This window comes from Marivita sp. (assembly GCF_017643905.1).
In the GTDB taxonomy this organism is placed as follows: Bacteria; Pseudomonadota; Alphaproteobacteria; order Rhodobacterales; family Rhodobacteraceae; genus Marivita.
The window spans coordinates 1-13,672 of record NZ_JAEPMO010000119.1; the positions used below are offsets into that span (position 1 = coordinate 1).

The following is a 13,672-nucleotide window of genomic DNA, read 5'->3' on the forward strand; positions in this document are numbered from 1 at the left end:
ATCCTCGACGCGTTCCATCGCCGCATCGGCAATGACCGCGCCACCGAATTCGCCGAGGCCTGCCGCCAGGTCGAACGCATCGCCGAACTCCGGCTCCTGGACAAGCTGGGCGCATGACCCTTCAGATCCGCACAGAGCCGCTGACGGCCACCGCCTTCGCCCCGTTCGGAGACCTGCTCGACTGTTCAGGTGACCCCGACAAGATCATCAATCAGGGTCTCTGCGGCCGCTACCACGACCGCGCGACGCTCGACTTTGCAGACGGCCGCGCCGGGATCAGCCTCTTCAAGGCCGAGCTGCGCAGCCTGCCCTACACGCTCGACCTGCTGGAACGGCACCCGCTCGGCAGTCAGGCCTTCGTGCCCATGAGCTTTGATCCTTTCCTGGTGATCGTCGCCCCGGACGAGAACGGGAAACCCGGCACACCCCGCGCCTTCCTGACCCAGGCGGGACAGGCAATCAATCTGCACCGCAACACCTGGCACGGGGTTCTCACCCCGCTGTCCGGCACTGGGCTTTTCGCTGTCATCGACCGGATCGGGGACGGCAATAATCTGGAAGAATGCTGGCTCGATGAGCCATGGATAATTTCGTGAACTATTCATCACTCATCGCATGGAGGAAGCATAAACGCGCAGGACAAGTGCAGTGAAGCCGCTGACCCGACAGATCGGTCTGGGCATCTCTACCGGCCTCTTCATGTTCCTTTGGCTCACCGTCACGATCGCAGCTTTCAATGCCAGAGGATGCCGCGCGACGGACAACCCGCCTGAAACGAAGCTTGGCTACTGCGACAGGTCTGAAAAGTTTGGCGGCTGGATGGATGTCATTCCAATCGAACGCGCCAAAGGTTCGATCCTCCACTTGGAGAGAGGCATCGCACTTGCTGCTCTGGGAATGGAAAACGAGGCTGTCACCAGCTTCCAGAGGGCGTTGAACGATGCAGGAGCAACGGCGGGAATATGGAAAGACAATTTGGCGGCGCGCATCGCCCAAGAGAACGGCATCGAGGTTCAGCAGGCTTGGGGCAAGGCTCTGAAAACAAAGTGACATCTGCGATTTTGGCGCGATCAAGACGTCACAAATGAGCTTGGTTCGACGCACGTGGGAAAGTGGCGGAGAACTAACAGAAACCGGACGGTTCAGAGGAGGAACCCCCGGAAAAACACTTGGTTACGAGGGAGAAGGAACCATGTCAGACGCATCCATCGGCACGCCGGAGCAGCTCCGCGATCCGAATTACACACCCCCCATTGCCAAGGCGGTGCCCTTGGGCATCCAGCACGTACTGGCGATGTTCGTGTCCAACGTCACCCCGGCGATCATCGTCTGTGGGGCTGCGGGCTTCGGCTTTGGCTCGAACAGCCCCGATTTCCCCCAGATGATCTACATGATCCAGATGTCGATGTTCTTTGCAGGCATCGCCACGCTGTTCCAGACCATCGGCTTCGGTCCGGTCGGCGCGCGGCTGCCCATCGTGCAGGGCACCAGCTTTGCCTTCATCCCGATCATGATCCCGCTGGTCGCGGGCAAGGGCGTTGACGCCATCGCGGTGCTGATGGGCGGCATCCTCGTGGGGGGCCTGTTCCACGCGACGCTCGGCCTGTTCATCGGCAAACTGCGCTTTGCCCTGCCGCCGCTGGTCACGGGCCTTGTCGTCACCATGATCGGCCTCGCACTGGTCAAGGTGGGAATCCAATACGCGGCAGGCGGCGTTCCCGCCATCGGGACCGAGGAATACGGCTCGCTGCTCAACTGGACGATGGCGGGCACCGTGATCATCGTCACGCTGGGCCTCAAGTTCTTCACCCGCGGCATGCTTTCCGTCTCGGCCGTTCTGGTCGGTCTGCTGGTGGGCTATGCCGTGGCCTTCGCGCTGGGTCAGGTGAACCTTGGCAATGTGGGCCGCGCCGCGAGTTTCGCCCTGCCGAACCCGCTGCATTTCGGGTTGGAATTCTCGGTCGCCGCGATCATCGGCTTCTGCGCCATGTCCTTCGTGTCGGCGGTGGAAACCGTCGGTGACGTGTCGGGCATCACCAAAGGCGGCGCAGGCCGTGAAGCCACCGATAAGGAAATCCAGGGCGCAACCATGGCAGACGGTCTGGGCACCGCAGTCTCGGGTCTCTTCGGCGCGTTGCCCAACACATCCTTCAGCCAGAACGTCGGCCTGATCGCCATGACCGGCGTGATGAGCCGGGGTGTCGTCACCATCGGTGCGCTGTTCCTGATCCTGTGCGGCCTTGTTCCCAAGGTCGGCGCGGTGATCTCCTCGGTTCCGATCGAGGTTCTGGGCGGCGGTGTGATCGTCATGTTCGGCATGGTTGTCGCGGCGGGCATCTCGATGCTGTCCGACGTCAACTGGAACCGCCGCAACATGGTGATCTTTGCGATTGCCCTGTCGCTGGGCCTTGGCCTGCAACTGGAGCCGGGCGCGCTGCAATACCTGCCGCAGACGATCAAGGTGCTCGCCACCTCCGGCATCCTGCCCGCCGCGGTGATCGCCATCGTGCTGAACCTCGTCCTGCCCGAGGAACTCTCGGACGAGTCGACCGAGGAAGTCTCGGGCGGCATGTCCGGCCACGGCAAGGGCACCATGCCCGGCGAGTGATCCGACACTCAGATCAAAAGAAAACCCCCGGTTCACACCGGGGGTTTTTTCATGTCTGCTGAGGAACCATGGATAGAGGTTCAGGCAATTCCTGTTCGATCAGAAATCCACCTCGACTGCCACACCGCGTTCAATGGCCAATTCGACAACCTTCGATGCCACGGCCAAATCCTGAAGACCAACACCGGTCCCGTCGAACAGCGTGATGTCCTCGTCCGAGGTCCGCCCGGGATGGGTGCCATTGATCACCGCACCGATCTCGATCACGTCACTCTCCGCGATCAGACCTGCCGCCACCGCGTGCTGTGCCTCGCCGATGCTGATCGACTGCGCGACCTCGTCGGTGAACACCTTGGCCCGCGCCAGCAGCGCCGCCTCGACCTCCTGCTTGCCCTTGGTGTCGGAGCCCATGCAGGCCAGATGTGTGCCGGGGCTGACATGATCCGCCATCAAAGACGGCGCAAACGCAGAGGTGATGGAGATAATCACATCCGCCTCAGCCATCCCCGGCAGGTCCACCGCCTCGAACGGCACACCGGCCTCCTGCGCCACCTTCTCGATATTGGGCAGCATCTCGGGGTGATAGTTCCACCCGATCACCTTCTCGAAGGACCGTTGCTCCAGCGCAGCCCGCAACTGGAACGTCGCCTGATGGCCTGCGCCGACCATGCCCATGACCTTGGCATCCGCCCGCGCCAGATGTTTGATCGACACGGAAGACGCCGCCGCCGTGCGCAGCGCCGTCAGAAGGTTCCCCCCGACCATCGCCCGCACCTTGCCGGTGTCCGGATCGAACAGAAACACCGTCGACTGGTGGTTGATCAGCCCGCGTTTCTCGAGGTTGTGCGGCCAGTAGCCCCCGGCCTTCAGACCCAGTGCGCCGCCAACCCGATCAAACCCGCCCTTGAAGCCGTAAAGCGCGTCCTCGTGCCCAATCGCCTCGCGCACCACAGGAAAGTTATAGGCATCCTTCGCCGCCATCGCGGCAAACACCTGCTCCACCGCCTCGAACGAGGCCTCGCGTGACACCAGATCGGCGATCATGGCTTCCGGAACGATATACATGGTCTCTCCCTCGCAAAAACGGTGCGACAGTCCCCACTGCGCACCGTCCTGGTCTTCTCTGGTTCAAAAATACTTCGGGGGGTGTGGGGGGCTGGCCCCCCACGTATCGACGCGCGTCAGCGCGCCGAAATCAATATGCGCGGCCGCGCGCCGATACCGGCCAAACGGTTTCCACAACGCCGTTCCGCACACCGACATACCAGTCGTGCACATTGCAGGTCGGGTCGCAGTGGCCCGGCACAAGCTTGAGCTTGTCATTGACCTTGAGCACGCCCTGCGGGTCCATCACCACGCCATGCTCGTCCGAGCATTTGACGTACTGCACATCATCACGGCCAAAGACCACCGGCAGACCCGAGTCCACCGATTGCGCCTTGAGACCCGCATCCACGATGGCCTTGTCAGCCTTCGCATGGCTCATCACCGAGGTCAGGATGAACAGCGCGTTCTCCCACTCGCCCTGGTCGATGCGCTTGCCGTCCTTGTCGAGGATGCGGCCGTAATCCGCGTCCATGAAGGCGTAGGACCCGCACTGCAGCTCGTTATACACACCCGAGTTGGACTCGAAGTAGTACGACCCTGTGCCGCCACCGCCGACGATGTCACACTCGATGCCTTCGGCTTTCAACGCATCCACGGCGTCTTTCACCATCGCCACGGCGATGTCGATCTTCGCCTTGCGCTCGTCATAGCTGTCCATGTGCTGCATCGCGCCCTGATAGGCCTGGATGCCCGCGAACTTCAGACCCTCTGCCGCGTCGATCGCCTTGGCAATCTCGACAACCGCAGGCGTGGTGGTCACGCCGCAACGACCCGCGCCGCAGTCGATCTCGACCAGACATTCGATTTGCGTGCCATGCTTGACCGCCGCTGCCGACAGATCGGCCACGTTGGCCAGATCGTCCACACAGCAGATCGTCCGCGCGCCCAGCTTCGGCATACGCGCCAGACGGTCGATCTTGGCAGGGTCACGCACCTGATTCGACACCAGAACGTCCTTGATGCCACCACGGGCGAAAACTTCGGCCTCAGACACCTTTTGGCAGCAAACGCCGCAGGCACCGCCCAGTTCGACCTGAAGCAAAGCCACATCGACCGACTTGTGCATCTTGCCATGCACGCGGTGACGCATGCCATGCGCCTTAGCGTAATCGCCCATCTTGTTGATGTTGCGCTCAAGCGCGTCGAGGTCGAGCACGAGGCAGGGTGTCTGCACTTCGGACTCGCTCATGCCCGGCTTGGCGGGAATATCGAAACCGACTTCGTAGTCGTCCAGAATGCTCATGTCTTTCATTGCGTCTCTCCGAAGGTAAAGCGTGTCGCGGTCTTCGCGCAGACTCGCTCGTGTGTCATATAATACTATAAGTTTCCTATTGGAAACTTTGCGGCAAGGAAAGCCTTAGCTTGCCATCCACGGCAGTTTATCAAGATCCACGTTGCCACCCGTGACGATTACGCCAACGCGCTTGCCTGCAAACGCCTCTTTGTTCTTGAGGATCACCGCCAGCGGCACGGCGCAGGACGGCTCCATCACGATGCGCAGGTACTTCCATGTGATCTTCATCGCGTCGATGATCTCTTGCTCGGTAGCGGTCATAATGTCGGACACGTGGTTCGACACGAAATGCCATGTCAGATCCTTGAGCGGCACCTTCAGACCATCGGCAATCGTTTCGGGCGCGTCATCGGCAATGATGTGCCCCGCCTTGAAGCTGCGATAGGCGTCGTCGGCCTGTTCCGGCTCGGCGGCAATGATTTTGACCTCGGGCGCCAGTGTCGACAGCGTCAGACAAGTTCCCGAAATCATCCCACCGCCCCCGATGGGTGCCACCATCATGTCGAGACCGTCGGTCTGCTCCATGAATTCCTTTGAGCAAGTCCCCTGCCCCGCGATCACGCGGGGGTCATTGTAGGGGTGTACAAACTCACCACCGGTGCGCGCCTGCACTTCGGCAAAAACCGCCTCGCGCGATGTGGTCGACGGCTCACACTCGGTGATCGTGCCACCATAGCGACGAACCGCGTCTTTCTTGGCCTGCGGCGCGGTGCGCGGCATGACCACGTTGCACGGGATACCACGACGGCCTGCGGCATAGCTCAGACACAGCGCGTGGTTGCCCGACGAATGGGTACAGACGCCGCGCTGCGCCTCTTCATCGCTGAGCCCAAAGACCGCGTTTGACCCACCACGCACCTTGAAAGCACCCGGCTCCTGAAAGTTCTCGCACTTGAAGAACAACCGCGCGCCTGTCAGGTCGTTGAGGTAATCCGACTGCATCACCGGCGTGCGGCGGATATGCGGTTTGATCCGCTCATGCGCCGCGAGCATGTCCTCGTAGGTCGGGATGATCATACCCATGTCTTTCATTCCGCAGCGACCTTCTGTGCGATTTTCGACCCATGACGATAGGATTCCTGCGCTGCAGCAACACCGGAGCCAAGCTTGATATCGAGGCCAAGATCGACCATGCACATCTCGGCTGTGGCGATGCCCGAAAGCGCCATCACGTCGGTGAGACTGCCAAGGTGGCCGATGCGGAACACCTTGCCCGCCACGTCACCCAGACCAACGCCGAACGCCACGCCATAGGTGCTGGCTGCATGGGTCACGATATCGGTCGCGTTGAACCCTTCCGGTGTCCGGACTGCCGACACGGTGTCGGAGTAGAGGTCCGGCGTTTCGGCACAGAGCGTAAGACCCCATGCGTCGACAGCCGCGCGCACGCCTTCGGCAATGCGGGTATGACGGGCAAACACGTTCTCAAGACCTTCGTCCTGCAGCATGCGGCACGCCTCATTCAGGCCATTCATCAGGCCAACGGCGGGCGTGTAGGGATAAGCGTTCTTTTCGTAGCCCTTCATCATGTCGTTGACATCAAAGAACGTGCGGAACAGACCTGCGGTCTTTGTCGCCTCCATCGCCTTTTTGCTGAAGGCTGTGATCGCAAGACCAGCAGGCAGCATGAAGCCTTTCTGCGACCCGGTCACGGCAACATCGACACCCCAGTCGTCAAAGCGGAAATCCATGGACGCAATCGACGACACGCCATCGACGAACAAAAGCGACGGGTGCTTGGCCGCATCCATCGCGCGGCGGACCGCTGCGATGTCGGACTTCACGCCGGTGGCCGTTTCGTTATGCGTGGCGAGAACCGCCTTGATCCGGTGCGCCGTGTCCTTGGTCAGGATCTCTTCATAGCGATCAGCCGGGATACCCTTGCCCCACGCCACGTCCACGATGATCACATCAAGACCAAAGCGTTCGCACATGTCGATCCAGCGATGCGAGAACATGCCGTTGCGGGCAACCAGAACGGTGTCACCCGCGCTGAGCGTGTTGGTCAGCGCGGTCTCCCATCCGCCCGTACCGGACGCGGGGAAGATGAATACTTCCGCGCTGGTGCTCTTCAGGATCTGCTGAACCGCCTTGCGGGCCGGGTGCAGGATCTTACCAAACAGCGGCGACCGGTGGTCGATGGTCGGCATATCGCAGGCTTTGCGCAGCGATTCAGGAATGTTGGTCGGGCCGGGAATGAAAACGGGGTTCTGGAAACTCATGGTATCTCTCCTCCAATTGCCAGCAACTTACGTCACGACACCGCCTCGCACAATTTTTTCGAAATTATTTTTCATATTCTGAAAATCTCCAAAATCACGTAAAAACAATGATTTGTATTTTTCACAAGATGAAATGATTTTTTGAAAACGAAAAGCGCACCGGTTTGGATGCGCTTTTGCAATGGCTTTCCAAAGAATCGATGGGGGGTTCAGCGCCCAGCGCCCAACCTCAACGGCATGTGCCGGTTCACATCCTTGTAAAGCAGATAGCGAAACCGACCCGGCCCGCCCGCATAACACGCCTGCGGGCAGAACGCGCGCAGCCACATGTAATCGCCCGCCTCGACCTCAACCCAATCCTGATTGAGCCGATAGACCGCCTTGCCTTCGAGAACATACAGCCCGTGCTCCATCACATGGGTCTCGGGAAACGGGATCACCGCGCCGGGTTCCAGCGTCACAATAGTGATGTGCATGTCATGGCGCAGGTCGGTGGGATCGACAAAGCGGGTCGTCGCCCATTTTCCATCGGTGCCGGGCATCGGGTTCGGCGTGACCTCGGCATCGCTGCTGATGATGACCTCGGGGTGGTCCAGCCCATCAACCGCCTGGTACGCCTTGCGGACCCAGTGGAAGCGCACAGGCTCCGACCCGGTATTGCGCAGGGACCAGCCCGATTGCGGCGGCAGGAAAGCATATCCACCTGCGGTCAGGTCATAGGTCTTACCGCCAACGGTCAGGCTCATGGACCCTTCGACTACGAACAGCACGCCTTCCGCCTCGGGGTCAGTCTCGGCACGATCCGACCCGCCCCCGGGACCGACCTCCATGATGTAATGCGAAAAGGTCTCAGCAAATCCGGTCAGCGGTCGCGCAATCACCCACAGGCGTGTGTTGTCCCAGAACGGCAGAAAGCTGGTGGTGATGTCCCGCATCGTGCCTTTTGGGATCACCGCATAGGCCTCGGTGAACATGGCGCGATCCGTCAAAAGCTGGTCTTGCCCCGGATGCCCACCTTTGGGCGCAAAATACGACGTGGTCATGCGCGATACCCTCTGCTGCTGATGCGCCAAGTATCGCGCTACGTCGCGAAAGCGACCATGCCTATCGGCAATCAAGACTTTTCGGCTTTCCTTGATAATCGCGACTGATTGCCTTGGAACCGCAATCAATTGTCAGACGCCGTAGTAATCCCGATACCACGCCACGAACTTCGCCACCCCTTCGCGCACATCGGTCTGGGGCGCATATCCCGTCAGGTTCCGCAGAAGCGATGCATCCGCCCATGTGGCGAACACATCGCCTTTCTGCATGTCCATGTAATTGCGCTTGGCTTTGATACCGGTCTCCGCCTCAATCGCCTCAATGAAATCGAGAAGGCGCACCTTGTCCGAGTTGCCGATATTCACGATCCGATAGGGTGCCGCCGGGCTGAGCGTATCGCCTTCAACCGCCGTGTCCGGCCCACCGGGCACCGCATCTATCAAAAGGCGGATGCCGCGCACCAGATCCTCGACATAGGTAAAGTCGCGATACATGTCGCCGTGATTGTAGATGTCGATGGGTGTGCCGTCGAAGATGCCCTTGGTGAATTTGAACAGCGCCATATCGGGCCGTCCCCAAGGACCATAGACGGTGAAGAAGCGGAACATGGTGGTCGGGATGTTCCACAGATGCGCATAGGAATGCGCCATGTTTTCATTCGCCTTCTTGGTGGCCGCGTAGAAGGTGAGCTGCGTGTCCGCCTTGTCGGTCTCGCGGAACGGCATCTCTTCATTGGCACCATAGACCGAGGATGTGGACGCCATCAGCAGATGTTCGACCTCCAACTGACGCGCGGCTTCCATCACGTTGAACGTGCCAACCAGATTGCTGTCCAGATAGGCGCGCGGGTTCTCAAGCGAATAGCGCACCCCGGCCTGCCCGGCGAGATGCACGATGATGTCGGGCGCAAACGTGGCGGCGACCTCTTCAAACGTGCCGTCTTCCTCCAGCGTGGCATGGGTAAAGCTGTAACCCGCAGACTGCAGAAGCATCTGATTGCGCCGCTCTTTCAGCGTCACATCGTAATAATCGGTGATCGCATCATAGCCATGGACAATGAAGCCTTCATCCAGCAGAAGCCGCGCAAGATAGTAGCCGATGAAGCCGGCGGTTCCGGTGACGAGGACACGTTTCATAAAGTCTTTTCGCCCATCATGTCGATCTGATTGCGCTCGCGCCTAACACGAAAGACATCCCGCGACCACCAAATGAAATCGATATTGCCCTTTGTATTGACGATCTCAACCCCATATTCCCCTGCACAACCGCACAAAATAATGGCACGAGCTGAACGTCGAAAAAAGAAGTCTGCATGTTGTTTTCAAAATTCTTCAGCAAGAGCAAAGCGCCCGCAGCCAAAGCGGTGTTCGATCCGGTTCAGCCTGACTCGCGCTTTTGCGTGATCGGCGATGTGCACGGTCGCATTGATCTGCTGACCACCCTCGTTGAGGCCGTTCCACATGACATGAGCGTCATCTGCGTTGGCGACCTGGTTGATCGCGGGGACCAGAGCAAAGAGGTGCTGGATTTCGTGATGCAGCATGACCGCATCACGTCACTGATGGGCAATCACGAACAGCTCATGATCAACTTCCTCAAATCGCCCGAAACCCAGGGCCGCAGATGGCTCCGCAACGGCGGGCTTCAAACACTTGCCAGTTTCGGTGTGTCGGGCGTCACCGACTCCTCCGGGGCCGAGGCCCTCACACGGGCGCGGGATACGCTTTACGACGCGATGGGCGAAAACATGGTCGCGTGGGTCGCCGGACTTGATTGTATCGCATGGTCTGGGAATGTGGCCGTCGTTCATGCGGGCGCGGACCCCAGCACACCGCTGGAAGAACATGCGCCAGACACGTTCATCTGGGGCCATCCCGATTTCCGCAAGACGCCGCGAACCGATGGCTTCTGGATCGTCCATGGCCATACAATTGTCGACGTTCCCAAGATGCGCGATGGCCGTATTTCGATCGACACAGGTGCCTACGCGACAGGTCAATTGACCGCCGCCTTGTTCAGCCAGGACGGGGTCGAGTTCATTTCGACCTGAACCGCAGATTGCGGCAATGTATACCACTGTATGCTGTTTACGACTCACCTGGTTTGGCCTATGGCATGGGCAAATCATGAAAGGCGTGACCCATGGCTGATTCCACAACCCCCGACATCATCTATACCAAGGTAGACGAAGCACCCGAGCTGGCCTCGGCGTCGTTCCTGCCGATCATCCAGAAATTCGCAAGCGCCGCCGGTGTGACCGTTGGCACCAAGGATATTTCGCTCGCTGGTCGTATCCTTGCGACCTTCCCCGAGCACCTCACCGAAGCGCAGCGTCAGTCCGACGACCTCGCGGAGCTTGGTCAGCTTGTGAAAACGCCCGAAGCGAACGTGATCAAGCTGCCGAATATCTCGGCCTCGGTGCCGCAGCTGGTCGCCGCGATCAAGGAACTGCAGGGACAGGGCTACGCGATTCCGGATTATCCCGAAGCGCCTGAAACCGATGCGGACAAGGCCATCCGCGCCAAGTACGACACGATCAAAGGCTCTGCCGTGAACCCGGTCCTGCGCGAAGGCAACTCCGACCGCCGCGCGGCCAAGGCGGTCAAAGCCTACGCCCAGAACAACCCGCACCGCATGGGCAACTGGTCTGCGGACAGTAAGACACGCGTGTCGTCGATGTCGGGCGGTGACTTCCGCTCGAACGAGAAATCCGCAACGCTGGCCACCGAAAGCACAGCCAAGATCGTTCTGGTGGGCAAGGACGGGTCCGAAACCGTCCTGAAAGACGGCCTCAGCTACCCGGCTGGCACCGTGGTTGACGCGACCTTCATGTCAGCCAAGGCGCTGGACGCTTTCCTTGCCGACGAAATCGCCAAGACCAAGGCAGAAGGCACGCTCTTTTCTCTGCACCTCAAGGCGACGATGATGAAGGTCTCCGACCCGATCATCTTTGGCCACGCAGTCAAGGCGTTCCTCCAGCCGGTGTTCGACACCTATGGCGCTGAACTGGACGCTGCAGGCGTAAACCCGAACTCCGGTCTGGGCGATCTCATGGCCCGCGTCGAAGACAAGCCAGAGATCAAGGCCGCCATCGAGAAAATCATCGCAGAGCGCGCGCCGCTCTACATGGTGGATTCCGACAAAGGCATCACCAACCTGCATGTCCCCTCTGACGTCATCGTCGATGCGTCGATGCCGGCGTTGATCCGCGCAGGCGGCAAAGGCTGGGGTCCGGATGGCAAGGAACATGACGCCAACTGCGTGATCCCCGACAACTCCTATGCGCCCGTCTACGAAGAGACGATTGCCTACTTCAAGGAAACCGGAAAGCTTGACCCGGCGACCGCAGGCACGGTGCAGAACATCGGTCTGATGGCACAGAAGGCCGAGGAATACGGCTCGCACCCGACGACGTTCGAGATTCCGCACAACGGCACGGTCAAGATGATCCTCGGCGATGGCACGGTCCTGCACGAACACGCCGTCGAAGCAGGCGACATCTGGCGCTCGGCTTCGACCCGCAAGGCGCCCATCGAAGACTGGGTGCAATTGGCCATCGACCGCCAGCGCGCCGAAAACTGCGAGGCGATCTTCTGGCTGGACGCGACCCGCGCCCATGATGCGGAACTCATCAAGTATGTCGAGCCGATCCTTGCCGCCAAGGGCGTCGCCGAGAAGTTCAAGATCATGGCCCCGCGCGAAGCGACACGCGCGTCGTTGGAAACCATCCGGGCAGGCAAAACCTCGATTGCCGTTACCGGCAACGTGCTGCGCGACTACCTGACAGACCTCTTCCCGATCCTCGAACTGGCCACCTCGGCCAAGATGCTCTCCATCGTCAAACTGATGAACGGCGGCGGGTTGTTCGAAACGGGGGCTGGCGGCTCTGCTCCGAAGCACGTGCAACAGTTGCAGCAGGAAAACCACCTGCGCTGGGACAGCCTTGGCGAATTCTGTGCGCTGGGTGAAAGCCTGCAATTCCTCGCGGATGTACGCAGCAACGAAAAAGCGCGTGTTCTGGGCAAGGCCGTGGATGCCGCAACGCAGGGCATTCTGGATGACAACCGGTCGCCGTCCCGCAAGGTGGGTGAGCCGGACAACCGCGACAGCCACTACTGGTTCGCCCGCTACTGGGCCGAAGCTCTGGCGGCGCAGTCCGAGGATGCGGAACTGGCAGCACATTTTGCACCGGTTGCGGCAGCCTTGGCCGAAAACGAAGCGGCCATCCTGTCTGAACTCAAGGCGGCCCAAGGCGCACCCGCGGATCTGGGCGGCTACTACCACACCGATGCCGCGAAAACCGCAGCGGTGATGCGTCCCTCTGCGACGCTGAACGCGATCATCGGCTAAGGTCTTCGGCCTCAGTCCCAAGCGGTTTTTTAATACTGCTTGGGACACGCAACGCTCACGCAGCTTTCCTCTGCAACGTGCGCACGGTTTCCCGAACATTTACCAGCTGCACGCCATACCCACGCCCACGATGCGCATCGAGCGGGAAGGGTCACTCCCATGCCGCGATACCACAGAACTGACACTTCTCTCATATGCCGGAAGGCTGACCATTAGAGACCGGTCTCCGAACAGGCTTCGGCAACCCCGAAGTACAGGTCGCCCGTTCAATCGGGGATTTGAGAGAACCGTCAGGCCCAACAGGGCGGCGCCGCTTCTTCTCTTGTGAGACACTGCCATGGTGAACCAGATCGGCGGGTCCAGTCCCGACCGAACCCAAACGCGTAGGCCGGACATGGCCCCACATTGTTTGGAAACAGCATAACCGACTCACCGCGACCCCACCGAAAAACGGCAGACGCATCACGCCCGCGCTCTTTTTGGCTCGCGCTCCAGTGATCCCGTTGAAACAATGGCGCTTTTTGCGGGCGTCACTTTTTCTTGATACGTCATGGGACATGCCAGTTCCCGTGGTTCCAGTCACGCGTCGGTGTCAAATCTTACCGCCGATCACGCGCTGAACCCCCAGCAAATCCTGACCCGCACCAAGCCTGTGCAGCCCCGCGCAGGGGGTGATCGGGGGCGCTCCACGTCAAGTCCACTTTTGCGAGAGCCAGTGTGCACGAGCTGTGAATTCAAAGCCCGCCGCACCGACCCTAGCTTGAGTGGTGTCGGACAGACAGCCCGACGACAGACATCAAACCCAACCGCGCCGCAGGGCGCACACCACCTCAAGATAAAGGACCACACACATGAAAACCCTCATCACTGCCGCAGCCCTCGCCCTGACCGCCTTCTCGGCATCCGCCATGGTCGACACGTCCGCCATCGAAAAATACGTCCCGAATGCAGACGTGTCCGCTCTGACCGAAGCAGAGGTGAACTCCATCCTCAACGTCATCCACTCGAGCGACAGCGAAGGCGAAAAGCGCTCGCTGATCTGGTCGC

Annotated in this window: 13 protein-coding genes; 7 read left to right on the plus strand and 6 right to left on the minus strand. The window is 60.2% G+C overall.

The genetic code is table 11. The annotated features are described in order from the left end of the window. From JJ869_RS17170 to JJ869_RS17185, 4 genes are all read left to right on the plus strand, one after another. The coding region (locus JJ869_RS17170; RefSeq protein WP_292268926.1) for a 2-oxo-4-hydroxy-4-carboxy-5-ureidoimidazoline decarboxylase at positions 1-117 on the plus strand (117 nt) is incomplete at its 5' end. Beyond that, positions 114-596 (plus strand): ureidoglycolate lyase, encoded by a 483-nt coding sequence (locus JJ869_RS17175; protein WP_292268901.1) that lies wholly within the window; start codon positions 114-116, stop codon positions 594-596. The genes JJ869_RS17170 and JJ869_RS17175, both read left to right, overlap by 4 nt. A 103-nt stretch (positions 597-699) precedes the next feature. Beyond that, positions 700-1,050 carry a hypothetical protein gene (locus tag JJ869_RS17180; RefSeq protein ID WP_292268903.1) on the plus strand — a complete coding sequence of 117 codons (351 nt, stop codon included), beginning with the start codon at positions 700-702 and terminating at the stop codon, positions 1,048-1,050. A 142-nt stretch (positions 1,051-1,192) separates the two neighbouring features. Beyond that, the gene (locus JJ869_RS17185) at positions 1,193-2,608 is read left to right on the plus strand and encodes a nucleobase:cation symporter-2 family protein (RefSeq protein ID WP_292268905.1); all 1,416 of its coding nucleotides are present in this window, start codon (positions 1,193-1,195) and stop codon (positions 2,606-2,608) included. A gap of 99 nt (positions 2,609-2,707) precedes the next feature. Here the strand turns inward: JJ869_RS17185 and bhcD are convergent, their stop codons facing one another. The 6 genes from bhcD to JJ869_RS17215 form a co-directional block, all read right to left on the minus strand. Continuing rightward, positions 2,708-3,673, minus strand: coding sequence for an iminosuccinate reductase BhcD (gene bhcD, locus JJ869_RS17190; RefSeq protein ID WP_292268907.1), 966 nt, complete (start codon positions 3,671-3,673; stop codon positions 2,708-2,710). Between the two features lie 130 nt (positions 3,674-3,803). Next, on the minus strand, positions 3,804-4,967 hold the full coding sequence (gene bhcC / locus JJ869_RS17195) for a 3-hydroxy-D-aspartate aldolase BhcC (RefSeq protein WP_292268909.1): 1,164 nt from the start codon (positions 4,965-4,967) through the stop codon (positions 3,804-3,806). Positions 4,968-5,072: 105 nt separating this feature from the next. Then, complete coding sequence (bhcB, locus tag JJ869_RS17200) at positions 5,073-6,041, minus strand: beta-hydroxyaspartate dehydratase BhcB (protein WP_292268911.1); 969 nt, start codon at positions 6,039-6,041, stop codon at positions 5,073-5,075. After that, positions 6,038-7,231, minus strand: a complete 1,194-nt coding sequence (gene bhcA / locus JJ869_RS17205) for an L-aspartate--glyoxylate aminotransferase BhcA (protein ID WP_292268913.1) — start codon at positions 7,229-7,231, stop codon at positions 6,038-6,040. Before bhcA ends, bhcB begins: the two co-directional genes overlap by 4 nt. A gap of 209 nt (positions 7,232-7,440) precedes the next feature. Beyond that, positions 7,441-8,274, minus strand: coding sequence for a bifunctional allantoicase/(S)-ureidoglycine aminohydrolase (locus JJ869_RS17210; RefSeq protein WP_292268915.1), 834 nt, complete (start codon positions 8,272-8,274; stop codon positions 7,441-7,443). Positions 8,275-8,406: 132 nt separating this feature from the next. Beyond that, positions 8,407-9,411, minus strand: coding sequence for an NAD-dependent epimerase/dehydratase family protein (locus JJ869_RS17215; protein ID WP_292268917.1), 1,005 nt, complete (start codon positions 9,409-9,411; stop codon positions 8,407-8,409). 176 nt (positions 9,412-9,587) lie between these two features. Between JJ869_RS17215 and JJ869_RS17220 the strand changes: the two genes are divergently transcribed. The 3 genes from JJ869_RS17220 to JJ869_RS17230 all read left to right on the plus strand — a co-directional run. Further along, a complete protein-coding gene (locus JJ869_RS17220) occupies positions 9,588-10,325 on the plus strand; it encodes a metallophosphoesterase (RefSeq protein ID WP_292268919.1) in 738 nt (245 codons plus the stop codon). 92 nt (positions 10,326-10,417) lie between these two features. Continuing rightward, the gene (locus JJ869_RS17225) at positions 10,418-12,625 is read left to right on the plus strand and encodes an NADP-dependent isocitrate dehydrogenase (RefSeq protein ID WP_292268922.1); all 2,208 of its coding nucleotides are present in this window, start codon (positions 10,418-10,420) and stop codon (positions 12,623-12,625) included. 851 nt (positions 12,626-13,476) lie between these two features. After that, the coding region (locus tag JJ869_RS17230; RefSeq protein ID WP_292268924.1) for a hypothetical protein at positions 13,477-13,672 on the plus strand (196 nt) is incomplete at its 3' end.